General features: G+C 71.9%; 24 protein-coding genes. 17 read left to right on the top strand and 7 right to left on the bottom strand.

The annotated features are described in order from the left end of the window. Nucleotides 1–94 precede the first annotated feature (94 nt). From pheS to ACZ5WC_RS14865, 9 genes are all read left to right on the top strand, one after another. Nucleotides 95–1,234 (top strand): phenylalanine--tRNA ligase subunit alpha, encoded by a 1,140-nt coding sequence (pheS, locus tag ACZ5WC_RS14905; RefSeq protein WP_468541167.1) that lies wholly within the window; start codon nucleotides 95–97, stop codon nucleotides 1,232–1,234. Then, nucleotides 1,234–3,747 (top strand): phenylalanine--tRNA ligase subunit beta, encoded by a 2,514-nt coding sequence (gene pheT, locus ACZ5WC_RS14900; RefSeq protein WP_468541166.1) that lies wholly within the window; start codon nucleotides 1,234–1,236, stop codon nucleotides 3,745–3,747. The genes pheS and pheT overlap by 1 nt, the downstream gene beginning before the upstream one ends. A 418-nt stretch (nucleotides 3,748–4,165) precedes the next feature. Further along, complete coding sequence (locus tag ACZ5WC_RS14895) at nucleotides 4,166–5,512, top strand: transcriptional regulator (protein ID WP_468541165.1); 1,347 nt, start codon at nucleotides 4,166–4,168, stop codon at nucleotides 5,510–5,512. 86 nt (nucleotides 5,513–5,598) lie between these two features. Beyond that, nucleotides 5,599–6,129 carry an NUDIX domain-containing protein gene (locus ACZ5WC_RS14890; RefSeq protein WP_311118834.1) on the top strand — a complete coding sequence of 177 codons (531 nt, stop codon included), beginning with the start codon at nucleotides 5,599–5,601 and terminating at the stop codon, nucleotides 6,127–6,129. Nucleotides 6,130–7,194: 1,065 nt separating this feature from the next. Continuing rightward, nucleotides 7,195–7,533, top strand: a complete 339-nt coding sequence (locus ACZ5WC_RS14885) for a helix-turn-helix domain-containing protein (protein WP_468541164.1) — start codon at nucleotides 7,195–7,197, stop codon at nucleotides 7,531–7,533. Between the two features lie 520 nt (nucleotides 7,534–8,053). Next, a complete protein-coding gene (locus ACZ5WC_RS14880) occupies nucleotides 8,054–8,257 on the top strand; it encodes a cold-shock protein (protein ID WP_468541163.1) in 204 nt (67 codons plus the stop codon). 321 nt (nucleotides 8,258–8,578) lie between these two features. Then, a complete protein-coding gene (locus ACZ5WC_RS14875) occupies nucleotides 8,579–10,084 on the top strand; it encodes a DEAD/DEAH box helicase (protein ID WP_468541162.1) in 1,506 nt (501 codons plus the stop codon). Nucleotides 10,085–10,129: 45 nt separating this feature from the next. Continuing rightward, nucleotides 10,130–10,534 (top strand): CBS domain-containing protein, encoded by a 405-nt coding sequence (locus tag ACZ5WC_RS14870; protein ID WP_468541161.1) that lies wholly within the window; start codon nucleotides 10,130–10,132, stop codon nucleotides 10,532–10,534. 57 nt (nucleotides 10,535–10,591) lie between these two features. Continuing rightward, nucleotides 10,592–10,903 (top strand): SCO5918 family protein, encoded by a 312-nt coding sequence (locus ACZ5WC_RS14865; RefSeq protein WP_468541160.1) that lies wholly within the window; start codon nucleotides 10,592–10,594, stop codon nucleotides 10,901–10,903. 103 nt (nucleotides 10,904–11,006) lie between these two features. On the opposite strand, the gene ACZ5WC_RS14860 is transcribed toward ACZ5WC_RS14865, so the two are convergent. Further along, complete coding sequence (locus ACZ5WC_RS14860; RefSeq protein ID WP_468541159.1) at nucleotides 11,007–11,366, bottom strand: hypothetical protein; 360 nt, start codon at nucleotides 11,364–11,366, stop codon at nucleotides 11,007–11,009. Between the two features lie 273 nt (nucleotides 11,367–11,639). Here ACZ5WC_RS14860 and ACZ5WC_RS14855 point away from each other — a divergent pair, with 273 nt between their 5' ends. Together ACZ5WC_RS14855 and ACZ5WC_RS14850 are read left to right on the top strand one after the other, a co-directional pair. Next, entirely contained in the window at nucleotides 11,640–12,089 is a 450-nt protein-coding gene (locus ACZ5WC_RS14855) for a hypothetical protein (RefSeq protein ID WP_468541158.1), read from the top strand. Further along, a complete protein-coding gene (locus tag ACZ5WC_RS14850; protein ID WP_468541157.1) occupies nucleotides 12,086–12,859 on the top strand; it encodes a potassium channel family protein in 774 nt (257 codons plus the stop codon). The genes ACZ5WC_RS14855 and ACZ5WC_RS14850 overlap by 4 nt, the downstream gene beginning before the upstream one ends. Nucleotides 12,860–13,597: 738 nt before the next feature. Here the strand turns inward: ACZ5WC_RS14850 and ACZ5WC_RS14845 are convergent. After that, nucleotides 13,598–14,455, bottom strand: coding sequence for a 3-hydroxybutyryl-CoA dehydrogenase (locus ACZ5WC_RS14845; protein ID WP_468541156.1), 858 nt, complete (start codon nucleotides 14,453–14,455; stop codon nucleotides 13,598–13,600). Between the two features lie 199 nt (nucleotides 14,456–14,654). On the opposite strand from ACZ5WC_RS14845, the gene ACZ5WC_RS14840 reads away from it, so the two are divergent. Next, complete coding sequence (locus ACZ5WC_RS14840; RefSeq protein ID WP_468541155.1) at nucleotides 14,655–15,935, top strand: glycoside hydrolase family 10-like protein; 1,281 nt, start codon at nucleotides 14,655–14,657, stop codon at nucleotides 15,933–15,935. 124 nt (nucleotides 15,936–16,059) lie between these two features. Here ACZ5WC_RS14840 and ACZ5WC_RS14835 read toward each other — a convergent pair whose 3' ends face one another. Continuing rightward, nucleotides 16,060–16,269 (bottom strand): DUF1918 domain-containing protein, encoded by a 210-nt coding sequence (locus ACZ5WC_RS14835; protein WP_096629655.1) that lies wholly within the window; start codon nucleotides 16,267–16,269, stop codon nucleotides 16,060–16,062. Between the two features lie 49 nt (nucleotides 16,270–16,318). Then, complete coding sequence (locus ACZ5WC_RS14830) at nucleotides 16,319–17,272, bottom strand: DMT family transporter (protein WP_468541337.1); 954 nt, start codon at nucleotides 17,270–17,272, stop codon at nucleotides 16,319–16,321. Here ACZ5WC_RS14830 and ACZ5WC_RS14825 point away from each other — a divergent pair. Further along, entirely contained in the window at nucleotides 17,199–18,851 is a 1,653-nt protein-coding gene (locus tag ACZ5WC_RS14825; protein ID WP_468541154.1) for an aminotransferase-like domain-containing protein, read from the top strand. The genes ACZ5WC_RS14830 and ACZ5WC_RS14825 overlap by 74 nt on opposite strands. On the opposite strand, the gene ACZ5WC_RS14820 is transcribed toward ACZ5WC_RS14825, so the two are convergent. Further along, on the bottom strand, nucleotides 18,808–19,284 hold the full coding sequence (locus ACZ5WC_RS14820; protein WP_468541153.1) for a hypothetical protein: 477 nt from the start codon (nucleotides 19,282–19,284) through the stop codon (nucleotides 18,808–18,810). The two genes, ACZ5WC_RS14825 and ACZ5WC_RS14820, sit on opposite strands and share 44 nt — an antisense overlap. Nucleotides 19,285–19,632: 348 nt before the next feature. On the opposite strand from ACZ5WC_RS14820, the gene ACZ5WC_RS14815 reads away from it, so the two are divergent. Both ACZ5WC_RS14815 and ACZ5WC_RS14810 read left to right on the top strand, forming a co-directional pair. Then, nucleotides 19,633–20,208 (top strand): histidine phosphatase family protein, encoded by a 576-nt coding sequence (locus tag ACZ5WC_RS14815; protein WP_468541152.1) that lies wholly within the window; start codon nucleotides 19,633–19,635, stop codon nucleotides 20,206–20,208. 98 nt (nucleotides 20,209–20,306) lie between these two features. Beyond that, nucleotides 20,307–20,804, top strand: coding sequence for a peptidylprolyl isomerase (locus ACZ5WC_RS14810; RefSeq protein WP_084744997.1), 498 nt, complete (start codon nucleotides 20,307–20,309; stop codon nucleotides 20,802–20,804). Between the two features lie 113 nt (nucleotides 20,805–20,917). On the opposite strand, the gene ACZ5WC_RS14805 is transcribed toward ACZ5WC_RS14810, so the two are convergent. Next, on the bottom strand, nucleotides 20,918–21,310 hold the full coding sequence (locus tag ACZ5WC_RS14805) for a DUF5997 family protein (protein ID WP_311118820.1): 393 nt from the start codon (nucleotides 21,308–21,310) through the stop codon (nucleotides 20,918–20,920). 58 nt (nucleotides 21,311–21,368) lie between these two features. Between ACZ5WC_RS14805 and ACZ5WC_RS14800 the strand changes: the two genes are divergently transcribed. Both ACZ5WC_RS14800 and ACZ5WC_RS14795 read left to right on the top strand, forming a co-directional pair. Beyond that, nucleotides 21,369–22,175 (top strand): LysR family substrate-binding domain-containing protein, encoded by an 807-nt coding sequence (locus ACZ5WC_RS14800; protein WP_468541151.1) that lies wholly within the window; start codon nucleotides 21,369–21,371, stop codon nucleotides 22,173–22,175. A 116-nt stretch (nucleotides 22,176–22,291) separates the two neighbouring features. Then, a complete protein-coding gene (locus ACZ5WC_RS14795) occupies nucleotides 22,292–23,629 on the top strand; it encodes a hypothetical protein (RefSeq protein ID WP_468541150.1) in 1,338 nt (445 codons plus the stop codon). Here the strand turns inward: ACZ5WC_RS14795 and ACZ5WC_RS14790 are convergent. Beyond that, the gene (locus ACZ5WC_RS14790) at nucleotides 23,575–24,180 is read right to left on the bottom strand and encodes a GOLPH3/VPS74 family protein (protein ID WP_468541149.1); all 606 of its coding nucleotides are present in this window, start codon (nucleotides 24,178–24,180) and stop codon (nucleotides 23,575–23,577) included. The two genes, ACZ5WC_RS14795 and ACZ5WC_RS14790, sit on opposite strands and share 55 nt — an antisense overlap. Between the last annotated feature and the right edge of the window lie 112 nt (nucleotides 24,181–24,292).

The raw sequence follows: 24,292 nt of genomic DNA, 5'->3' as shown, positions 1-24,292 counted from the left end.
GTCCTGCGGCCTTTAGACTCGACCTTTGGCACCTTTGCGTCCTGCGGTCGTCGAGCCGGGTCGCGCCATCAGCCAATCGGAAGCACGGGAAGAGATGTCGGCACCGAACAAGTCGTACGACCCAGTCGAGGTCGAGGCACTGAAACCGGAAGAGATCGAGCGCCTGCGGGACGAGGCGTTCGCCGCCTTCGCCGCCGCCGGTGACCTCGACGCGCTCGCCCAGGCGAAGACCGCGCACACCGGAGGTACCTCGCCGCTGTCCCTCGCCAACCGCGAGATCGGCGCCCTGCCCCCGCAGGCCAAGGCCGAGGCGGGCAAGCGTGTGGGCCAGGCCCGCGGCGCCGTCTCCAAGGCACTGGCCGCCCGCCAGGCCGAGCTGGAGGCCGAGCGGGACGCCCGGGTGCTCGTCGAGGAGGCCGTGGACGTCACGCTGCCCTACGACCGCATCCCGGCAGGCGCCCGCCACCCGCTGACGACCATCATGGAGCGCGTCGCGGACGTCTTCGTGGCCATGGGCTACGAGATCGCCGAGGGCCCCGAGGTCGAGGCGGAGTGGTTCAACTTCGACGCCCTGAACTTCGTGCCCGACCATCCGGCCCGCCAGATGCAGGACACCTTCTTCGTCCGGGGCACCACGCCCGACGGCCAGGCGACCGAGGGCGACGAGTCCGGCGTCGTGCTGCGTACGCACACCTCGCCGGTCCAGGCCCGCTCGCTCCTGGAGCGGAAGCCCCCCGTCTACGTGGTCTGCCCCGGCCGGGTCTACCGCACCGACGAGCTGGACGCCACGCACACCCCGGTCTTCCACCAGATCGAGCTGCTCGCCGTCGACGAGGGCCTGACCATGGCCGACCTCAAGGGCACCCTGGACCACATGGTCCAGGCGCTCTTCGGACCGGACATGAAGACCCGGCTGCGGCCGAACTTCTTCCCGTTCACCGAGCCGTCCGCCGAGATGGACATGGTCTGCTACGTCTGCCGCGGCGAGTCCGTCGGCAACCCGGACCGCCCCTGCCGCACCTGCGGCAGCGAGGGCTGGATCGAGCTGGGCGGCTGCGGCATGGTCAATCCCAAGGTGCTCACCGCCTGCGGCGTGGACCCCCAGAAGTACAGCGGATTCGCCTTCGGGTTCGGCATCGAACGGATGCTGATGTTCCGCCACAACGTCGAAGACATGCGAGACATGGTCGAGGGTGACGTCCGGTTCACCCGGCCGTTCGGGATGGAGATCTGATGCGCGTCCCGCTTTCCTGGCTGCGGGAGTACGTCGACCTGCCGGCGACGGAGACCGGCCGAGACGTACAGGCCAAGCTCGTCTCCGTCGGCCTTGAGGTCGAGACCGTCGAGCAGATCGGTGCGGGCCTCAAGGGCCCCCTGGTCGTCGGACAGGTCCTGACCATCGAGGAGCTGGAGGGCTTCAAGAAGCCCATCCGCTTCTGCACCGTCGACGTCGGCACCGCCAACGGCACCGGCGAACCGCAGGAGATCGTCTGCGGCGCCCGTAACTTCTCGGTCGGCGACAAGGTCGTCGTGGTCCTCCCGGGCGCCGTGCTGCCGGGCGACTTCGCGATCTCCGCCCGCAAGACGTACGGCAAGACCTCGCACGGCATGATCTGCTCCACCGACGAGCTGGGCATGGGCGACGACGGAACGCACGGCATCATCGTGCTGCCGCCGGAGCACGAGGTCGGCACCGACGCGATCGAGCTGCTCCAGCTCGTCGACGAGGTCCTCGACATCGCCGTCACCCCGGACCGGGGCTACTGCCTCTCGATGCGCGGTGTCGCCCGTGAGACCGCGACCGCCTACGGGCTGCCGCTGCGCGACCCGGCGCTGCTGGACGTGCCCGCGCCCAACGCGTACGGCTACCCGGTCCAGATCTCCGACCCGTCTCGCTGCGACCGCTTCACCGCCCGTACCGTCACCGGTCTCCAGCCCGAGGCCCGCTCCCCGATCTGGCTGCAGCGCCGCCTCCAGAAGGCCGGGATGCGCCCCATCTCGCTGGCGGTCGACATCACCAACTACGTGATGCTGGAGCTCGGCCAGCCGCTGCACGCCTACGACCGCACCCGGGTCGAAGGCCCCATCGGCGTGCGCCGCGCCCAGCAGGGCGAGAAGCTCACCACCCTTGACGGCACCGTGCGCGTGCTGGACGCCGAGGACCTGGTCATCACCGACGACCGCGGGCCGATCGGCCTCGCGGGCGTCATGGGCGGCGCCAACACCGAGATCGCCGACGCGGACGGCGAGCACGCCCTCACCACCGAGGTCGTCATCGAGGCCGCGCACTTCGACGCGATCTCGATCGCCCGCACCGCACGCCGCCACAAGCTGTCCTCCGAGGCGTCCAAGCGCTTCGAGCGCGGCGTCGACCCGCAGGCCGCCGCAGCAGCGGCGCAGCGCACCGTCGACCTGCTGGTCCTGCTCGCGGGCGGCACCGCCGAGGCCGGGGTCACCGAGATCACCGCACCCCACGCGCCCCGCACCATCGCCATGCCGGCGAACCACCCGGACAAGGTCGCCGGTGTGGAGTACGGCCGCGAGACCGTCGTCCGCCGCCTCCAGCAGGTCGGCTGCGACGTCTACGGGCAGGACGAGCTGATCGTCACCGTCCCGTCCTGGCGGCCCGACCTGAACGAGCCGAACGACCTCGCCGAAGAGGTCATCCGGCTGGAGGGCTACGAGAACCTGCCTTCCACCCTGCCCACGCCCCCCTCCGGCCGCGGTCTCACCGACCGCCAGCGGCTCCACCGCCGCATCGGCCGGGTGCTGGCCGGAGCCGGGTACGTCGAGGCGCTGAGCTACCCGTTCATCGGCGACGCGGTCCTGGACCAGCTGGGCCTGGAGGCGGACGACGCGCGCCGCCGCACGGTCAAGCTCGTCAACCCGATCTCCGACGAGGAGCCGTCGCTGCGCACGACGCTGCTGCCGGGCCTCCTCGGCGCACTGCGGCGCAACGACGGCCGCGGCAGCCACGACCTCGCGCTCTTCGAGACGGGCCTGGTCTTCCGGCCCACCGGCGAGGAGACCCAGGCCGTCCGGCTGCCCGTCGACCGCCGCCCCACCGACGAGGAGGTCGCCGCACTGAACGCGGCCCTGCCGCGTCAGCCGCGCCGCGCCGCCGTCGTTCTCGCGGGCGCCCGCGAGCAGGCCGGCTGGTGGGGCAAGGGCACCCCGGCGACCTGGGCGGACGCCGTCGAGGCGGCCCGCTCGATCGCCGCGGAGGCCGGTGTCGAGGTCAACGTCCGCGCCGACCAGCACGCCCCGTGGCACCCGGGCCGCTGCGCCGCGCTGTACGTCACCGTGAACGGCGAGGAGACCCTCCTCGGACACGCGGGCGAACTGCACCCGCGCGTCATCAAGGCGCTCCACCTGCCCGAGCGGACCTGCGCCGCCGAGATCGAGCTCGACGTCCTGGAGCAGGCCGTCGACGGAGCGCTCCAGGCGCCCCGGATCTCCACCTTCCCGGTGGCGACCCAGGACGTCGCCCTCGTCGTCGCCGGGGACGTCCCGGCCGCCGACGTGGAGCGGGCGCTGCGCGAGGGCGCGGGTGAACTCCTCGAATCGCTGCGGCTGTTCGACGTCTTCACCGGCGAGCAGATCGGCGAGGGCAACAAGTCCCTGGCGTACGCGCTGCGCTTCCGCGCCGCCGACCGCACGCTGACCGTGGAGGAGGCCTCGGCCGCCCGCGACAGCGCGGTGGCCCTGGCCGCCGAGCGCACGGGTGCGGTGCTGCGCGGGGCGTAGTAACTGCGAAGGCGTTGAGAAGGGGCGTATCCGGCCACCGGATACGCCCCTTCTCCTTCTCCCGCCGAGCGGCGGAGGGACCCCACGCCGGATCCGGAGGGGAACCGGGAGGAATGCGGTTCCGGGCCTCCGTTCCGCAGCCACCCTCCTTCGTCGTCGGTCAGTGGGCCGTGCGGTCCTGGCGCCGTCCGCGCTGCCACGGAGTGTCGGGCAGGTCAGCAGTGCGGACGGCGCGGGGCGGGTCGTCAACCGTTACGAGGGGGAGCCGACGACCCGGCCGCCTCTTGCGAGGGTGTTCATTCAACCGAGCCGGGGAGCGGCGCGGCAGAGCGCACAGCAGGAGGGTTCGGGCATTCCGTTCACACCCCGTGTGAATCGTGCTCCACTAGGCTCATCGCGACATGTACCTGGGGGGACGATGGAGCCGAATGTCCTGCTCGAATCCCTGATCGAGGAGGCCGGTGTGTCCCGGGCGGGCCTCGCGGGCCACGTCAACCGGGCGGGCCGGAGCCGTGGCCTGAGCCTGCGGTACGAGCACACCGCGGTCTCCCGCTGGCTGAAGGGCCAGCGGCCGCGCGGCCAGGTGCCGGACCTGATCTGCGAGGTGCTGGGCGGTCGGCTGGGACGGCCGGTCGGGCTCGACGACATCGGCCTGGGCGCCGCGTCCGCCTCCGGCACGGAGACCGCCGCCGAGTGCACGTCCCTCTCCGGCTTCGTCGACCGGGCCACCGCGCTGTGGCACTCCGACGAGCAGCGCCCGCATCTGGCCACCGTGCCCGCCGTCACCGGCACCACGGCGGTGATGCCGGTCTGGGAGTGGGAGAACCCCCCGGAGGACACCGATGTCTCGCGGCCGGGACCCGGCCGGGTCAGTGAGGCCGACATAGCGATGCTCAGGGCGGCCCGTGACCACTACGAGCAGATGTACCGCAAGACCGGGGGCGTCGCGACCAGGTCCCGGATCGTCCGCTTCCTCAACGCGGAGGCCGCGCCCCTGCTGCGCGGCGGCTGCAGCGACGCCCTGGGCCGGAGCCTGCACCGGGCGACGGCGGGTCTGGTGGCGGTGGCGGGCATCTGCGCCTACGACTCCGACGCCCACGGGCTCGCCCAGCGCTACTTCCACCAGGCACTGCGGCTCGCCAAGTCCAGCGGCGACCGGGCGCTCGGCGGCTATGTGATCGCCCTGCTGGTCACCCAGTCCCTGTTCCTCGGCGACTACCGCCGCTCCATCGCCTTCGCCGAGGCCGCGCTGCGGGCCGCCGGCGACCACATCACCCCCGCCCTGGCCGCCGACCTGCACGCCATGCAGGCCAAGGCGTACGGCCGCCTCGGCGACGCGGCGAGCGCCCGGGCCTGTATCGGCCGGGCCGAGGCCCAGGCCGGCCGCATTCACACGGGACGCGAACCGGACGAGACGGGGTACGTCCAGCCCGGCCTGGTGGACGTCCAGGTGGCGGAAGCCCTGCTCAGCCTCGGGGACCTGCCCGGGGCGAGGGAGCACGCGGCCTCCGCGGTGCGCGCCCCGGCGCACGACCGGGGGCGCGTGCACCGTCTTGCGATGCTCAGCCATATCGAACTGCTCCAGGGCGAACCGGACCGCGCGGCCGGTACCGCCGCCGAAATGGCCGAACGGGCCCGGGGGATGGAGTCCCAGCGGCTGCGCGACCGGCTGCGGCAGGTCCGGGCACAGCTGGCCGAGAGCGGCTGCGCCGACGCCGTACAGACCGCCGGTCTCATCGAGGGGGCGCTCCGCGTGCCTCTGTGAGCTCCGGCGACGCCCCGCCGTTCGTTCCGCTTCTGCGTCGACCCTGCTGACATGTTGACCTCAACATGTCGAAAGGCGGCAGAACCGTGCAGTGGACGAACTTAAGCGAACAGAATGTGTATCAGAACCCCTGGTTCCGGGTGAATCTGGCCGATGTCGAGCTGCCCGACGGCAGCCACCTCGACCACTTCGTCATCCGGCTGCGCCCGGTCGCGGCGGCCACCGTCGTCAACGAGGCCAACGAGGTGCTGCTGCTCTGGCGGCACCGCTTCATCACCGACAGCTGGGGCTGGGAGCTGGCCGCGGGCGTCGTCGAGGACGGCGAGGACCTCGCGGCCGCCGCGGCCCGCGAGATGGAGGAGGAGACCGGCTGGCGCCCCGGCGAGCTGCGCCGACTGCTCACCGTCGAGCCCGCCAACGGCCTCACCGACGCCCGGCACCACCTCTACTGGTCCGACGAGGCGCACTGGACCGGGCCTCCGCAGGACGCCTTCGAGTCGTCCCGGCGCGAGTGGATACCGCTCAAGGTGGTCCCGGACATGATCGCCCGGGGCGAGGTGCCCGCCGCGAACATGGCGGCCGCGCTGCTGATGCTGCACCACCTCAGACTGGGCTGACCCGTCCGGCACAGGTGTCCCGTACGCCTCCACGCGTGAGGAGGCGGCTCCGGGTGCCCGAGGCCGGCTCCTCGAAGGGCGAAGCCCGGCGTACGGGTAAAAAAACCCGGCTCTTGCCACGGGATGCCCGGTCTGGCGCCGCGGCGGTGCGGGCGAGCCGGATGGCCACGGGCCGAAGCCTTCGGTGTCGCCGTTCAGTTCGGGGGCACGCATGCGCGGGACGCCCGGTCGGGCTCGACGGCATCGGCCTGGGCGCCGCGGCCGCCTCCGGTACGGACACCGCTGCCGGGTGCAGGTCCGATGCAGTGGTCTCGGCCGGGGTGGCCCGCTCGCGCTCCGTCGGTGGTTCAGGCAGAAAGCCTTCCTGACCAACATCTGGAAATCTGTGCTCGCTGGGGTAGACATTGGGGTGTGGGATGGCTATGGTTTCTCTCGTATCCAAGAGGGACAAGAGAGCTTGGCAGAGACGAACTGCCGGGCGGTAGTACTCAGCAGTTGCAGTTGCAGTGCGCAGGTCGGTGCGGTGGTGGAGTTCCGGAGCCGGGGTTGTTGCAGGATGGCGACGGGACTGGCCCCGGACCGGGTGGCCCGCAGTTTCAGGGGCTGCCGTGAGCAGAACCGCAGGACCCAAGTGCAGTCCGCAGTACCAGTGGTCCCTCGGTAAATGGCGTCAGGCTGCGGCGCGCGTACCGGGGAGTTCGGCAGTGGGGTTCTCGGCCAGAGCAGATGCAGGACGGGCCGCAGGGCTGGCTGCCGAAGTGGCGCTGTGAGAGGCCACCAGGAGTACGGAAGCAGTTGCCCAGAGGGAAAGAACGGAGGAGTTGAACGCCATCAGGATCGCCCGGGCGGAACTTTTGGGCCCGGGTACCGCAGGACATCGATAGTGAGGTGGTCTCCGGTCAAGCAACCGCGATCCCCGCAACCCCCGGGCCTCTTCCCGGCAGGTATGCGGAAACACAGAGCCGGCGTAGCCGATCAGGCCGGCTGATGGTGTAGCAGTTCCTTCGGGGCCCTGGTGCCAATGGCGCCAGGGCCCCCCAACGCGTGTTCCACAGGAAGGTACAGATGACAGCAGACGACTCGTTCGGCCGCCTCGACGACGACGACTACCCCGCCTACACCATGGGCCGGGCAGCCGAGATGCTCAACACCACGCAAGGTTTCCTCCGCGCCATCGGTGAAGCCCGCCTCATCACACCCCTGCGCTCCGCGGGCGGCCACCGCCGCTACTCCCGCTACCAGCTTCGCATCGCCGCCCGCGCCCGCGAGCTGGTCGACGGCGGGACCCCGATCGAGGCCGCCTGCCGCATCATCATCCTTGAGGACCAACTCGAAGAAGCCCAGCGCATCAACGCCGAACACCACCGAGCCGCCCAGCCGCCCAGCACACCGCCCGTAGCCTGAAGCCTGCGCGGCCGGTGGAAGACCGGCAGGTGCCGAACCCCCTGCCCCGGAACTGCGCTCGTTGGCCTTCTCTTTCCCCCGCGGGGCGACTTCACCACGGTGAGGGGCTTCGGCCGCGCCCTTTCCTGACCTTCGTCCTGACGGACGACGCGCTGGTGTGCTGGCCTGCGTGCGAGTGGTCGGCGCCCTCGCGCTGTGAAGCGTAAGCATCCTTCCTGCAACGCTGTGCCCGGGGCGGGCCAATATCTATGGCCGCGGGGTGAGGGTTCAATGTGCCGTGCCGGGAGCATTATTGGCGCAGCAAAGAGAGCGGAATTTTTCACCGTACGCGGACCATTACGGCATGCTACTGTCGATCTCAGTTGCAGTTGTGGTACCCAAATTTCTGAGCTTTCGGGCGAGGCTTCCGGCCCGAAGAGCTTTTTTGTATTTCCGGTTCTCTCCGGTCGGGGCATCATCGCGGCGACGCGGGATCCGTGCATCGCGGTTCTCGGCGCACTGCCCTCGAAGGAGATGTGACATGGCGTCAGGCACGGTCAAGTGGTTCAACGCGGCCAAGGGCTTCGGCTTCATCGAGCAGGACGGCGGCGGCGCTGACGTGTTCGCCCACTTCTCGAACATCGCCGCCGAGGGCCTCCGTGAGCTGCTCGAAGGGCAGAGGGTCACCTTCGAGATCGCAGCGGGCCAGAAGGGCCCGATGGCCGAGAACATCGTTCCCGCCTGACACTGGCGCGTACTTCGTAGCTGGGTCCCGTATCCCTCGGGGTGCGGGACCCAGCTACGGGCATTCTTGCGGAGCGGTGCCATCTGCGGCGGAACCTTCCCGCAGAGTCCTCTGGCTGCCCGTTCCTTCCGAGTCCCGCCACCGGTGGAACTGGATTCCTCGCCTATATGGCGCCACTCGTCCCATGGTCTGCATCCCGCTCCGGGATCAACCGCAGGCCTCATTTGATTTCGCATCCGCTCGGCCCGTTCTTGTGATTCCCTGCGCTGTTCCTCCGCTGCGGAAATTCCTTGATACGTGCCGTATCAGGGAAGGTTCTGAATGAATTCCACACGTACGAGCAGCCGCTCGTCCCGCAGCCGTGCCGCCGACTCCGGCCGGGGCGGTAGCCGCTTCAACTCGCCCGGCCCGGCCCGTTCCGCCGCCCCGGCGCGCTCTGGCGGCTCGGGCCGCTCGGGTGGCCAGGGGCGGCGGCCCGCCACGGTTCAGGGCGAGTTCGCCCTGCCGGTCACGGTCACTCCCGCACTGCCGGCGGTCGAGGCGTTCGCCGACCTCGACATGCCGGGGCCGCTGCTGGCGGCACTGACCGCGCAGGGGGTGAGCGTCCCGTTTCCGATTCAGGGGGCGACCCTGCCCAACACCCTCGCGGGCCGCGACGTCCTGGGACGCGGGCGCACCGGCTCCGGCAAGACCCTCGCCTTCGGCCTGGCTCTGCTGGCCCGTACCGCCGGTCAACGTGCCGAGCCCCGGCAGCCGCTGGCCCTGATCCTCGTGCCGACGCGCGAGCTGGCCCAGCAGGTGACCGACGCCCTGGCCCCCTACGCCCGCTCGGTGAGGCTGCGCATGGCCACCGTCGTGGGCGGAATGTCGATCGGGAGGCAGGCCAACGCGCTGCGCGGTGGCGCGGAAGTCGTCGTGGCGACGCCGGGGCGGCTCAAGGACCTCATCGACCGGGGTGACTGCCGGCTGGACCAGGTTGCGATCACTGTGCTGGACGAGGCGGACCAGATGGCTGACATGGGTTTCCTGCCCCAGGTCACCGAGCTCGTGGACCAGGTTCGCCCCGAGGGCCAGCGGATGCTCTTCTCCGCCACCCTGGACCGTAACATCGACCGTTTGGTCCGCCGCTACCTCAGCGACCCGGTCGTCCACTCCGTCGATCCCGCCGTCGGGGCGGTCACGACGATGGAGCACCATGTGCTGCACGTCCACGGTACCGACAAGCACCGGGCAACGACCGAGATCGCGGCGCGGGAAGGCCGGGTCATCATGTTCCTGGACACCAAGCTGGCCGTGGACAAACTCACCGACCACCTGCTGGCCAGCGGTGTGAGGGCCGCCGCTCTGCACGGCGGCAAGGCGCAGTCGCAGCGCACCCGGACCCTGACCCAGTTCAAGACCGGGCACGTCACCGTGCTCGTGGCCACGAACGTCGCCGCCCGCGGCATCCACGTCGACAACCTCGACCTCGTCGTCAACGTCGACCCGCCCACCGACCACAAGGACTACCTTCACCGCGGCGGCCGTACCGCGCGGGCAGGAGAGTCCGGCAGCGTCGTCACCCTCGTCACCCCCAGCCAGCGCCGAGGCATGAGCCGCCTCATGACCGCCGCCGGCATCGTGCCCGAGACGACCCAGGTCCGCTCGGGCGAGGAGGCACTCGGCCGGATCACCGGCGCCCGGACCCCCTCCGGTATTCCGGTGACGATCACCGCGCCGGTGGTCGAGCGGCGACGGCGCAGCGCCTCCTCACGCGGCCGGCGCAGCCCCGCCTCCGCGGCCCGGCGCGTGACCGCACGTCAGTCCTCCTTCGATGCGGCTGCCTGAAACTTCGTGATCCGGAAGCTGACCCATCTGTGCAGGAGGCACCTTTTGACGCTGGTCCAGATGCAGCCGGGCTCGACGCACGCCACGCCCGCAGGCAGGACGGTGGCCGACGCGATGGACACCGCCGGGCCGCAGGTCTGCGACGACATGACCGTCGAGGTGGCCCTGGCGGTCATGGCCAGTGCCCGCACCGGACATCTGCTCGTCTGCGACGACAGCGGCCGGTGTACCGGACTGGTCACCCGGTCCCGGCTCGCAGCGGTCCGTGACGGCTCCGCGTACTCGGACAGGGTCCAGCTGCGGGACATCCTCGGCGACCGGGGGCCGTTCATCTCACCGGTGACCACTATGGCCGAAGCCGGGCACCTGATGCACTACAGCCACGTCGACGCCCTGCCCGTGGTCGACGAACACGGCAGCGCGCTGGGCGTGTTCGCCCTGGCCCGCTGAGCCGTCCCATCCGCAGCAGAAACACCCCCCTCTCCGCTCCTCTCCCTGTGAGGCATCATGCGCTGTGTCATCGCCCGCTTCCCCTTCGACCTGACCAAGAGCGGTGTCCTGGAATCGATGAAGGGCGTCAAACCCGAGCAAGCATCCGGCGAGTCCGTGGTCATCGGCCGACGCACCTACCCCGTCAAACAGGTCGGCCAGGTCATCACACGCCAGGACCGCCGCGACTTCAGCGCGGGAGAAGTCCTGCGGGCCATGACCCAGCTCGGCTTCACCTGCCGCAACCTGGCCCCGGCCCCCGCACCCACGCGGGTTCTCGACCCGTTGCAGCAGGCGTCCGCGATGCTCGGCGCGCCTGTGGCCGCCTGAGCGACAGACAGGCGTGAGCCGTCGGCGAGCAGCGGTGAGGGTCCGACCGGAGCATCCGGCCGGACCCTCACCGCGTACCCGGGTTTCCCGGCGAGTCAGCCGGTCAGTTGTCGGAGTAGCTGAAGTCGCCCATCGTCCAGGCGCTGACGTCCTCGATCGCGACCCGGTACATCCCACCCGTCTCCGGGATTCCCACGGCGCCCTGCAGAATCCGCGCCACGTGGAAGTGCAGATGCGTGGGCGGCCCTTCCTCGGGTGCAGTGGTGGTGAACAGGCCGGCAAAGGCGCTCAGGCGGGCCGAGTCCGCGAGGACTTCCGACACCCGCTGCCGCCAGACGGCTTCGGGAGCCAGCCGGCCCGTGATGACAGCACCACCGGCGACCACGGTCAACGACATCTGATTGCTGCGCCCGGACTCCACCAGGGCGGCAACGTCAACGAGCAGCGCGTCAGGCTTCGACATGGGGCCAATCATATTCGTCGACCGGCGGCCCGCTTTCCTGCGGTGCCGCTCCGGGCTGGGCGGTGCCGGGGCCCCAGTCGCCGAAGGCGCTGAACCCCCTGTGAGCGGTACGGCCGCCAACAGTCCTCCGCCTGGTCCGAGGCGGGAGACGGGCCGGCTTCTCGTCGGCGCCGTGGTCGGCGTCGCGGCGGGTGGAGCCGGTGCCGTACGCATCCGGATACATCACGGACCGGCAGATCGAGGTCCCCAGCGCTGCGCTCCAGCATTCCGCCGGTGACCATGACCAGCCGGCCCCCGGCCCCCGGCCCGCAGGTCCAGTTCCTGGACGGCCGGCTCCAAGGCCCGGCGGCCGCGAACCGGGCCGCCTCGCAGGCCGACGACGTGGGCAGCGGCCGGTGCTGGATCTCGGCGGCCAGGCTCAGCGGGGAGGTCAGCAGGGCCGTCCATGACGACACTGATGGGGCGTGCGCCTGCCCGGCGCCACCCTCACCGCTGGGCGTCGCCGTTCTCGCTCCCTGCGGTGCCGTTCTCGACGAGGATGCTGTGAACGCTTCGCAGCACGTCGAGGTGCGCGCGGTTGTGGAACTCGACCAGTGCGTGCACGACCACCGACTCCGCAACAGCCTTCTCCCGATGCGAGGACAGCCCGAGGTCGGCCAGGCCGGGGTGATCCCGGTGCTGCCGACGGACTTCGGGTTCCCGGATCCTACGATTCCCGTATGAAGCATGGAACCAGGCTGAGCCGATGGGAACAGCCCACGCGTACGCCCCTTCTGCTGCTGGCAGTGCTGTTCGCCGTCGCATATGCCTTCCCTGTCCTCGCTCCGGACGCACCGGACTGGGTGAACGCGGCGTGCCGTGCCGCCGAGTGGACCGTTTGGGCGGCGTTCGCCGTCGACTACGCGGTTCGGCTGGCACTGGCCTCCGGCAAGTGGGCGTTCGTCCGGAGCCATCCGCTGGATCTGCTGGCCGTCGCCCTGCCGCTGGTTCAGCCGCTGCGCTTGCTGCGGCTGGTCTCCACCCTGCTCCTGGTGGGCCGACGGGCCAGGCACGCGCCGCAGATCACGATGACGGTCTACGTCGCAGGCTCGGTCGTCGGGCTCATGATGTTCGGCTCGCTCGCGGTGCTCCAGGTGGAGCGGGACGCACCCAGTGGCAACATTCGCACGCTGGGCGACGCGGTGTGGTGGTCCTTCACCACCATGACGACGGTCGGGTACGGGGACCTGGCGCCCACCACCGGGCTCGGCCGGCTGCTCGCCGTGGGGCTGATGCTCTCCGGCATCGCACTGCTCGGTGTCGTGACGGCGAACATCGCGGCCTGGTTCATCTCCCGCTTCGAACGGGACAACGCCGAGGAACGCAGGCAGACGGCCCTCCTGGAGGCCCTGACCGCGGAAGTCACCGCACTGCGGGCCGAGGTCGCGCGGCTCGCCGTCGCACCGGGGGCCGAAGCGGCCAAAGTGCCCGGACCTTCCTCTCCGGGGCCGTGAACACCTGACGGGAAACGGCAAGGGCCGGCTCCCGGCACTCGCCGGCGACGGATCACCCTTTCACCGCGTCTCTCCTTCGGCCGCCAGGTCCGCTGCCGGTCAGCGGCCTGCCGCGGCGGCAGTCAGGGGCCGGAGGCGCTCGTCCACCTCCAGCCGCGCCAGCTGGAGGCGTACCGCTGCGGTGGCGCGCGTGGCGTCGCCGGTGGCCGGCAGGTCGAGCAGAGCTCCACGCGGGACAGCGAGGACGGGAGTGCGTTGTGCGGCCCCGGCCTTGGTGTCGCGCGGCGCGGCGGGCTGGCAGGCGGCGAGCAGGTTCCGCCAGTCGTCGACCGTCTCGCGGGGCGAAGCCGGCCCATGGCCCGTCCGGGTGGACGAGGGAGTGGGCGTAGCTCGACCCAGAGCGTAAGCAGACCGCGGCGGGAGTCTTCGGACAGGCACTGCCACAGCGATCGAGCGGCCGAACGCAGACCGTCGTCGGCGTTCTTGTTCCGGAAGTCGGCAATCCGCTGGATCTGGGCCAGTTTGTCTGATCTGGCCCGGGCCGGCAGGGCGCCACCTCTGTTGGGCCTTGGTCCGCCACTTCCACCCGTGCGGGGGTCTGTCGAACGAGAGCGTTCCGTCGCGGCGTCGGGCTGGCGGTGGCAGACGGGGCGATGCGGGCCGCACACCGGTCCTGGCCTCGGGGAACGTGCCCCGGCGGGCCCGGCTGCGTGAGCGCCGGGCCCGCCGGTAGGACGGTCAGTAGGTGTAGAAGCCCGAGCCCGTCTTGCGGCCGAGGCGGCCCGCGTCGACCATGCGCTGGAGCAGCGGGGGAGCGGCGTACAGCGGCTCCTTGTACTCGGCGTACATCGAGTCCGCGACGGAGGCCACGGTGTCCAGGCCGATCAGGTCGGCGAGCTTGAGCGGGCCCATCGGGTGGGCGCAGCCCATCTCCATGCCGTTGTCGATGTCCTCGCGGCTGGCGATGCCGGACTCGAACATCCGGATCGCGGAGAGGAGGTACGGGATCAGCAGCGCGTTCACGACGAACCCGGACCGGTCCTGGGCGCGGATCGCGTGCTTGCCCAGCACATCGTGGACCACGGCCTCGGCGCGCTTGATGGTCTCGTCCGACGTGGTCAGCGCCGGGATCAGCTCGACGAGCTTCTGCACCGGGGCCGGGTTGAAGAAGTGGATGCCGATGACCCGGTCCGGGCGCGAGGTGGCGACGGCCAGCTTGACCAGCGGGATCGAGGAGGTGTTGGAGGCCAGGATCGCGTCCTGCCGGGTCACCACCTGGTCGAGCACCTGGAAGATCTCGGTCTTGACCTGCTCGTTCTCCACGACGGCCTCGATGACGAGATCGCGGTCGGCGAACTCCCCGAGGTCGGTGGTGAAGCTCAGCCGGGCCAGGGTCTCGTCCCGCTCCTCCACGCTGATCTTGCCGCGCTCGGCGGCCTTCGAGAGCGAGTTGTGCAGACGGGTGCGGCCGATCTCCAGGGCCTCGCCGGTGGTCTCGGCGACCTTCACTTCGAGGCCGCTGCGCGCGCACACCTCCGCGATACCTGCGCCCATCTGGCCACAGCCCACCACTCCGACGCGTGCAATGTCGGCCATAGAGTCCGTCACCTCGTGCCTTTCGCTGATCTCCGTATCGCAGGGTCCCGTGTGATTCCGGTGCCCGCCTCGACCCCACGACGTTACTCCGCGCGCCGACACGGACGACCTGCGGGTCATCGCGGCTACGGGTGGGCATGATGCGGTTACGCACAGCGATCGGAGCTCGGTGCGGGAGAGCGGAGAGAGGTGGACCAGGATGGGGCGTACGGGAGTGGCCAGAAGGGCCTTCGTGCTGAGCGCTGCCGGACTGCTGGCGGCGATCACCACGGCCGGTGACGCGGCCGCCTCCCCGGCGGCGGCGAAGGGCGGCGGCGGCCGGCCCGGGGAGGAGCCCGGGCGGCTGCGGGGCATGTGGGTCGCGACGGTCGCCAACGTGGACTGGCCCTCGAAGCCGGGCCTGAGCGCGGCGCGGCAGGAGGCCGAGCTGTTCGCGTATCTCGACCGGGCGGTCGAGCTGCGGCTCAACGCGGTGGTGCTCCAGGTCCGGCCGACCGCCGACGCGCTGTGGCCCTCGCCGTACGAGCCGTGGGCCGAATGCCTCACCGGGGAGCAGGGGCGGGACCCGGGCTGGGACCCGCTAGGCACGGCGGTGCGCGCGGCACACGACCGCAGCCTGGAGCTGCACGCCTGGTTCAACCCCTACCGGGTGGCGAACCACACGGACCCCTGCCGCCTCGTCGCCTCCCACCCGGCCCGGCTGAACCCGGAGTGGGTCGTGCCGTACGGCGGGAAGCTCTACTACAACCCGGGGCTGCCGCAGGTCCGCCGCTTCGTGCAGGACGCGATGCTGGACGCGGTGCGCCGCTACGACATCGACGCGGTGCACTGGGACGACTACTTCTACCCGTATCCGGTGGCAGGTCAGAGCTTCGACGACGACGCGGCCTTTGAACGGTACGGCGGGGGCTTCGCGGACCGGGCGGCCTGGCGGCGTGACAACACGGACCGCCTGGTGCGTGAGACCGCCCAGCGAATCCGGTGGATCAAGCCGCACGTCCGCTTCGGCATCAGCCCCTTCGGCGTCTGGCGCAACGCCGCGACGGACCCGCTGGGTTCGGACACCCGGGCGGGCGTCCAGACCTACGACGACCTGCACGCCGACACCCGTAAATGGATCAAGCGGGGCTGGGTCGACTACATCTGCCCGCAGATCTACTGGAACATCGGATTCGAGGCCGCTGACTACGCCAAGCTCCTCGCCTGGTGGAGTGAGACCGTCCGGGGCACGGGCGTCGACCTGTACGTCGGTGAGGCGCTGTACAAGGCGGGCGACCCGGCCCAGCCCGCGGCCTGGCAGGACCCCGCGGAACTCTCCCGCCACCTCACCCTCGCCCGGGACCGCGAGGAGGTGGGCGGCCATGTCTTCTTCTCCGGCAGGAGCGTGATGGCCGACCGCATCGGCGCGATGCGGCGCGTGGTGGACGACCACTACACGGACCGGGTGCGGCTGTATCCGGAGCACGGCCGGTGGGGGTGAGCCGGGGCCCGGGGCAGCCCGTGCGGAAGCGACCCGGGCCGGGGGGGAAACCCAGGACAGGAGCGGCCGGGGGGAGGGCGCGGTGCTCTGCCCCCGGCACGGTCCGTCGGCTGCGGCCGTGTGTCTACTGCGGCTGCCGGTCCTTCGGCGCCTCGATGTGCTGGACGACGCTGTCGGGACCCGGGGACATCAGATGCTCATGGCCGTCCGGGAAGCGGAGCCGGTAGGGCGGAGCGCCCCCGTCCCCGAGCACTTCGATGATCTCTGCGACCCGGTCGTGCTGTCCCACGGTCCTGCCGTGCATCAGCAGCCGGTCGCCCGCGTGTGCCTCCATCGGGAGTGACCTCCTCACGAGTGGGCGAGGGTGATCCGTATCGACCAGTCTAGGGCTGTACGGACCGGGATTCCCGTCCGGTGCGGCGGCGGTGGCCCGCCCGCTGGGTGGCGGCGATGCAGACGAGGACCGCCACCGCCGCGACGGGCGCGCTCGCCGACACCTCCTCGCCGAGCAGGAAGTAGGACCACATCAGCGTCAGCAGCGGCTGGGCGAGCTGGAGCTGGCTGGCGCGGGCGACGCCGATCGCGGCCATGCCCCGGTACCAGATGTACAGCCCGAGGAAGGCGGAGCCCGCGGCCACCCAGACCAGGCCGAGGACGCCGTGGGCGTTGAGGTGCACCGGTTCGAGCGGCAGGGCCACCGCGCTGCCCGCCACCGCGAGTGGCAGGCACAGGACCAGTGCCCAGCCGATCACCTGCCAGCCCGGCATCAGCCGGGCCAGCCGTCCGCCCTCGGTGTACCCGGCGGCGCACACCAGCAGTGCGCCGAACAGATACAGATCACCCGAGGTCAGGGACCCGCCGCTCTGTCCCACGGTGAAGACGATCACTATCGCGGCCCCGGCGAGGGCCGCGACCCAGAACGCCCGCGACGGGCGTTCGCCGGTGCGCAGGGACCCCAGGACCGCCGTGGTCAGCGGCAGCAGGCCCACGACGACGGCCGCGTGCGAGGTGGTGGAGGTCTGGAGCGCCAGCGTCGTCAGCAGGGGGAAGCCCACCACCACACCGCCCGCCACCACCGCGAGTCCGGCCCAGTGGCGGCGCTCGGGCAACGGGACGCGCGCCGCCAGCAGGAAGCTGCCCGCGATCACGGCGGCGAGGACGCTGCGCAGGGCGACCAGGGACCACGGGCCGAAGCTCTCCAGGCCCCAGGTAGTCGCCGGGAAGGTGAGCGAGAACGCGACGACGCCGAGTCCGGCGAGTACGGTGCCGCCGCGGCCGGTCGTCGGCGCGGGCAAGGCCGGAGCGGCCGGAGCGGTCGCGGAGTCCGGCGCGGACAGTGTGGGCGCCGGGGCGCTCGCGGGGACCCTGGCCGCTATCGCGGAGGACGGGATAGCGCTATTCTCTGCTCTCATGCATGAGCGTAGCAGTGTTGCGGAACTGGCGACTTCCCTGCGGGCGGAGCTCAACCGCTACTCTCCAGGTGGAAAGCTGCCGTCCAGTCGTGCACTCGTCGAACGGTTCAGGGTCAGCCCCGTCACCGTCTCCCGGGCCATCGCGCAGCTCGCCGCCGAAGGGCTCGTCGTCACCCGCCCCGGCTCGGGCGCCTTCCGCGCGCAGCCCCGCACCGCGCTGCCCGAGCCGGGCGACACGTCCTGGCAGGAGGTGTCGCTGAGCGGCGACGGCGGCCCCGAGGTGGTGCCGCGTACCGTCGACGCCTCCGGAGTGCTGGTCACCCTCGCCGAACCGCCGCCCGGCGTCATCGAGTTCAACGGCGGCTACCTCCACACCTCGCTCCAGCCCGAGCGGGCCCTCTCCGCGGCGCTGGCCCGCGCGGGCCGCAGACCGGGAGCCTGGGGGCGCCCCCCGACGGACGGACTGCCCGAACTGCGGTCCTGGTTCGCCCGCGAGATCGGGCCCGCCGTCTCCGGCACCGACGTCCTGATCACCGCGGGCGGCCAGAGTGCGCTGGCCACCGCGTTGCGCGCGCTCGCCCCGCCCGGCGCCCCGGTCCTCGTGGAGTCGCCCACCTACCCCGGAATGCTCGCCGCCGCCCGCGCCACCGGACTGCGCCCCGTACCCGTCCCGATGGACGCCGACGGGGTCCGCCCGGAGCTGCTCGCCGACGCGTTCCGGGCCACCGGAGCCCGGGTCTTCGTCACCCAGCCGCTCTTCCAGAACCCCACCGGGGCCACACTCGCCCCCGCCCGCCGCGCGGAGGTCCTGGCCATCGCCCGTGCGGCCGGGGCCTTCGTCATCGAGGACGACTTCGCCCGCCGGCTCGTCCACGACGACGCCGGGCCGCTGCCCGCGCCGCTGGCCGCCGACGACCCCGACGGCGTCGTCGTGCACGTCTGCTCGCTCACCAAGGTCACCTCGCCCAGCCTCCGGGTCGGTGCGCTGGCCGCCCGGGGCCCGGTGCTGGAGCGCCTCCGCGCCATCCAGGTCGTCGACAGCTTCTTCGTGCCCCGGCCGCTCCAGGAAGCCGCGCTGGAACTGGTCGGCTCCCCGTCCTGGGGCCGCCACCTGGCCGCCGTCGCGAGGGAGCTGGGCCAGCGCCGTACGGTCATGGCGGCCGCCCTCCGCAGAGAGCTGCCCGCCCTCACGCTGCCGCACCTCCCGGCGGGCGGCGGCAGCCTCTGGCTCCGGCTGCCGGGCAGCGGCGCGGCCACGGGGGCCGACGAACCCGCCGTCGTCTCCGCCGCCCTGCGCGCCTCGGTCGCCATCGCCCCCGGCCGCCCCTACTTCTGCGCCGAACCCCCGGCCGGACACGTCCGCCTGAGCTTCGCCGCGGTCTCCGGGGCGGCGGAGATCGCGGAGGGCGTCCGCCGGCTCCGTACCGCGTACGAGTCACTGGCGGGCCCCGGGGCGCCGGTCACGTCCGCGTCCGCCGACGCCGCAGCGCGTACGCGACCGTGAGCACGGCCAGCAACGGCCCCCACAGGGTCAGCGGTGTGTAGCAGATGTGGTACCAGGCCGCTTCCCAGCCACCTGCCTGGCCCGGGAAGGTGCTGGGCAGCTCGTCGCCCCGGACGGTGGTGCCCCTGAGCTCGGTGACGAGGGCGAGCACGGTCCACAGCAGGGTGAGGGCCACCGCCCCCGAGGCGGCCGGGACGACGACGGCCATCGGAGGAATGCGGCGGCCCGCCAGCCCCGGGACCCATTGCGGTACCACCTCGCCCCAGCGGGCGACCAGGCCCACCGCGGTGAACGCGAGCGCCTCGGACACGACCGACAGCAGGACCACATAGGCCCGCTCGCCGAGCGGGGCCGTGCCGTCGAACAGGATCGGCAGGCGCCAGACGGCCGAGGGCAGAACGGTGAGGGGCACGGCGTAGGCGATGAACCGCATCGGCCGGGACACTCCGGCCACGGGTTCGTGGGCCGCCCGTCAAGCACCCCGGGACCGTCCGGGGCGGATGGCCGCGGAGTCCTCGACGGAGGGTGACAGCTTCATGAGCGTCCTCGTTCCTGGTGCAGCGCCGGCCCGGCCCGGTGCGGCCGGTCCGGCGGGCCGACGTCCGGCCTGTCCGGTGACCAAGGTTCCAGCCGGGGAACCCGGGGGCATCGCGCCGCAGGGCGAACTCGTCTGGCCCGTACGGCTGATGGGGGGTGCGCCCGAAGGAGGACGGCGGACGGCCGGGACCGTGCCGGTGCGAGCCCCCTTGACCGGACAGGCGTTCGGCCCCACGATCCCGCCATGACGCTTCGGGTCTCCCTGGTCGCAGCGGCGCGCAGCTCCTCCCGGCTGGCCGAACGCTTCGACGACGACCGGCCGCTCGACCAGGCCGGCTGGCACGAGGTGCAGCTCGTCGCCCACACGCTGGTCCCGCTCGGCGCGGCCGAGCTGCGCTACTGCTCGCCCACGCCGCGCAGCCGCGCCACCGGAGACGCCCTCGGCTTCGCCCCGATGGCGCAGCCCGCCCTGCGCGACTGCGACATGGGGCGCTGGCGGGGGCTGACCCTGGGCGAGGTCACCGCCCGCGAACCGGCCGCCGTCGACGCCTGGCTCGCCGACCCGCGCAGCGCCCCGCACGGCGGGGAGTCCCTGCTCGGCTTCATCGGGCGGGTGGGCGGCTGGCTCGACACCCGCCCGGCGAGCGACGGCCTCATCGTCGCCGTCGCGGAACCCGCCGTGATCCGGGCAGCCCTCGTCTACGCGCTGAACGCCCCGCCCGCCGCGTACTGGAACGTGGACGTCCGCCCGCTCTCCACCGTCACGCTGACCGGTCTGCCGGGCCGCTGGAGCCTCAGCCTGCAGGCAGGCATCCGCTGACCGCCGGGATTCCGCCGGGGGCGGACGCAGGCGGACATCCGGCGTGCCGCACCCACCCGGGTTTCCCCTGCGGTTGCCAGGAATGTGAGGATGTCAGCATGACAACCAAGGTCTACTTCGACATCACCATCGACGACGCGCCCGCAGGGCGGATCACGTTCAACCTGTTCGACGACGTCGTCCCCAAGACGACGGAGAACTTCCGCGCGCTCGCCACCGGCGAGAAGGGCTTCGGCTACGCCGGTTCGTCCTTCCACCGTGTCATCACGGACTTCATGCTCCAGGGCGGTGACTTCACCCGCGGTGACGGCACCGGCGGCAAGAGCATCTACGGCGAGAAGTTCGCCGACGAGAACTTCAAGCTCAAGCACGACCGTGTGGGCCTGCTCTCGATGGCCAACGCCGGACCGAACACCAACGGTTCGCAGTTCTTCATCACCACGGTGCTCACCCCGTGGCTGGACGGCAAGCACGTGGTCTTCGGCGAGGTCGCCGACGACGACAGCATGGCCCTGGTCCGCAAGATCGAGGCGCTCGGCTCCTCCAGCGGCCGTACCAGCGCCAAGGTCACCATCGCCGAGTCCGGCGTTCTCTGACCTACGGCAGGTCCTCCGACCCACGTCAGGTCCTCGGGCCCGACAGCCGGAATGCCCGGCCGACGCCATCGCGTCGGCCGGGCATTCCGTTGCGCTGTCGCAACCGCGGGGGGTCAGTCCGCCTGGGCGGCCCGCTCCGCGTTGCGCTCCTTGATCCGGGCGGCCTCCTTGCGGACCTCCGCCTGGGTGGCGCGCTCCTTCTGCAGCCACTCGGGCATCTCGTTCTTCAGCTGGTCGATCTGCTCGGTGGTGAGCGGCTCGGTGACCCCGCCGCGGGCGAGCCCCGCGATGGAGATGCCGAGCTTCGCCGCGACGACGGGGCGGGGGTGCGGGCCGGTGCGGCGCAGCTCCACCAGCCAGGCGGGCGGGTCGGTCTGGAGGGCGTTGAGCTCGGTGCGCGAGACGGCACCCTCCTGGAACTCGGCGGGGGTGGCCTGGAGGTACACACCCAGCTTCTTCGCCGCGGTGGCGGGCTTCATGGTCTGGGCGGTCTTGTGCGACGTCATGGGTCCAGGGTATCGACCGTGGGACATACCTCCGACCACGGACCGGTAGCCTGAACCCGTGACAGGCTCGGACATCCCCTCATCCTTCAGGCTCGCGTACGTCCCCGGCGTGACGCCCACCAAGTGGGTGAGGGTCTGGCACGAGCGGCTGCCCGGCACCCCCCTGGAGCTCGTCCAGGCCACGGCGGCCGAGGCGCCGGAGCTGCTGGCGGACGGCGGCGCGGACGCGGGCCTCGTACGGCTGCCGGTCGACCGGAACGTCCTGAGCGCCATCCCCCTCTACACCGAGACGACCGTCGTCGTGATCCCCAAGGACCACGTCGCGACCGCCGCGGAGGAGCTCTCGCTCGACGAGCTGGCCGACGAGATCGTGCTGCACCCGCTCGACGACGTCCTCGGCTGGGAGACCCTCCCGGGCCGCCCCGCGATCGAGCGCCCGGCCACCACGGCGGACGCGATCGAGCTGGTGGCGGCGGGCGTCGGCGTCCTCCTCGTGCCCCAGTCCCTGGCCCGGCTGCACCACCGCAAGGACCTCACCTACCGTCCGGTCCTGGAGGCCCCCGAGTCACGCATCGCCCTCTCCTGGCCCGAGGCGGAGATCACCCCCGACCTGGTGGAGGAGTTCATCGGCATCGTCCGGGGGCGCACCGTCAACAGCACCCGCGGCCGCGCGGCCGCCCCGCCGCAGCAGACGGCGAAGGCGAAGACCAAGGACAAGGCGAGGGGCAGGGCCAAGGCCACCGGGAAGGCCAAGGGCGGCGGGTCGGGCGGTGCCCGGCACAAGTCCGCGTCGGGCAGGAAGCCCCAGGCGGGCGGCCGGGCAGGCGGCCAGAGCGGCAAGCGCGGAAAGCCGCGCGGCCGGTAGCTCCCCGAGCGGTCGGGCCGCACGCGTTCCGGCGGGGACTTCCCCCTCGGAACGCCACCCCGCGCCGGTTCTCTCGTTGATGGGACAACCGCCGTACGCAGGGGAGCGCCCGTCCGATGCCGAACACCCGCAGAACCCAGCACCTCGTCCTCATCGGGATGCTGCTCATCGCCGTGGCCTTCACCGGACTCCAGCTGACAGCGGTCACCGGACGGGCCTCGCCCGACACCAAGAACTACCTCTCCTACGCCCTGAGCCTCAGCGGCGAGAGCCGGGAGGAAGCGGGCCGGCGGGCCATCGCCTACTCCTGCGACAGCGGGCAGCGCGCACCCCTGTCCACCATCCCCTGGACCAGCAGGAAGGCGGCGGGGGAGACGGAGGCCGCATGCGTACGCCGGCTGACGGACTCGGTCGCCCACTGGTCCCGTAACGGCAACACCTCGGGAATGACCGCGCCGTTCGCGAACCACCGGTTCATGGCCATCTTCGAGGCCCGCCCCGGCTACCCGCTCTTCCTCGTCCCCTTCCTGACCCTCTTCGGCGTGGTGTGGGGCCTCTGGCTCGCCGGGCTGGCCGTCGCGCTGGCCGGAAGTGTCTGCGTTCTGCTCGCCCTCCGCTGCTCGGGCGCCTCCTGGCGTGCGGGCCTGGCCGGTCAGGCGCTGTATCTCGCCCTGCCCACCGGCACCGTCGCCATGAACCCGCTCAGCGACGGGCTCACCCTGGCCCTGGGCACGGCGGTCGTCCTCGGCTGTGTCCTGCTGCTGCGGGACCGGCCGCGCCTCGGTGCGGCGCTCGTCGCGGGCGGGCTGGCGCTGATGTTCCCGGTGCGCTACTCGCAGGCCCTGCTGCTGGCGGCCGCGCTGGCGGCCGGGTTCACGCTCTGGTGGGGGTGGTGCCGCCTGCGGGGGCAGCCGGTGGCCCGTACCGGCGCGGCGGCCGTCCTGTGCGCGGTCCTGGCGGCCTCGATCCACGCGGGCGTCCACCTCCTGTCCTGGCCGACGGGCCAGGACAGCGCCCAGGATCTGCTGACCCACCACTACCGGCGCCCCGACCTGCCGAACCCCTGGCCCGAGTTCTTCGCTCAGGAGTGGGTCTTCTGGACGGCCTGGCTACGCCGCCAGGCCACGTACCCCGTCCTTCCCGCCCTGCTCGCACTCTCGGCCTGGGCGCTGCTGCGGCGGCGCTCCGTGGTGCTGCCCGTGGCCCTGGCGGCAGGGGCGGCGGGCCTCCTGAACCAGGCGGGCCATCCGAACCTGGCCCAACTTCTCGGCTACCGCCTCATCGTGTTCGTCTGGCTGCTGCCCGTCCTGGCGATCCCGCTGCTCCTGGACCGGCCGCCCCGGCCGGGGGCTGCCCGGCCGGGGGCTGCCCGGCCGGACGCCTCGGTGACCGACGCGGATCAGGGGCCGCGCCAGACATTGGCGAAGGCCGTGTTCTCGATGGTCCGCCGCTGACGTACGGCCTCCAGCTCCATCACCGCGTCGTGAACGGCGGCGACCACGGTGGTCACCGTCTCGTCGTCGAGGCGGAGTCCGTCGTCGGACGGTCCGCCGTCGAGGCCCACGACCGACGCGAGGGCGGCCAGGACGGGTTCCCCCTCCTCCCGGCGGCCGACGGCCCGGCGGCGGCCGGGCGTGTCCACCAGCTCCACGCGCTTCGGGCCGAAGGGCAACCAGCCGCTCCTCCGCTGCGCGAGCTCGCCGTCCGCCTCCAGGGCGTCCTGGTAGGTGGCCGACAGGTCCCGGCCGCGGCGCCATAGCCAATCCTCGATCCGCTCGTAGGGCCGTTGCGGGGTGATCAGCCCCGCGGCCTCGCCGAGCAGCCGGTCGTCCGGCGCGGACGCCCCGCCCGGCACGATGCGGTCGTCGTCCACGGTGACGGCTCCCGCACCGATGAGATCGAGCAGCTCGGCTCCCGCGAGTGCGAGCGACAGGTCGCCCTGCCCCACGGTGTGTTCCGGCGCCGGGTCCATCGCGATGATGAACAGGTCTTTCGCCGTGGTCATGAACGGCTCCCCTCAAGAGCGTCGGCCGAGGACGGGGCCCCACCGGCCGCGACCGGCCCGGGGCCGGATCGGCGGCGAGGTGACTGCCACGACCAGTATCGCCCCCCGCCCC

This window comes from Streptomyces sp. NPDC033165, from assembly GCF_055577965.1.
Note: the sequence above shows the minus strand (reverse complement) of the source record. Positions and strands in the feature narration are given on the sequence as shown.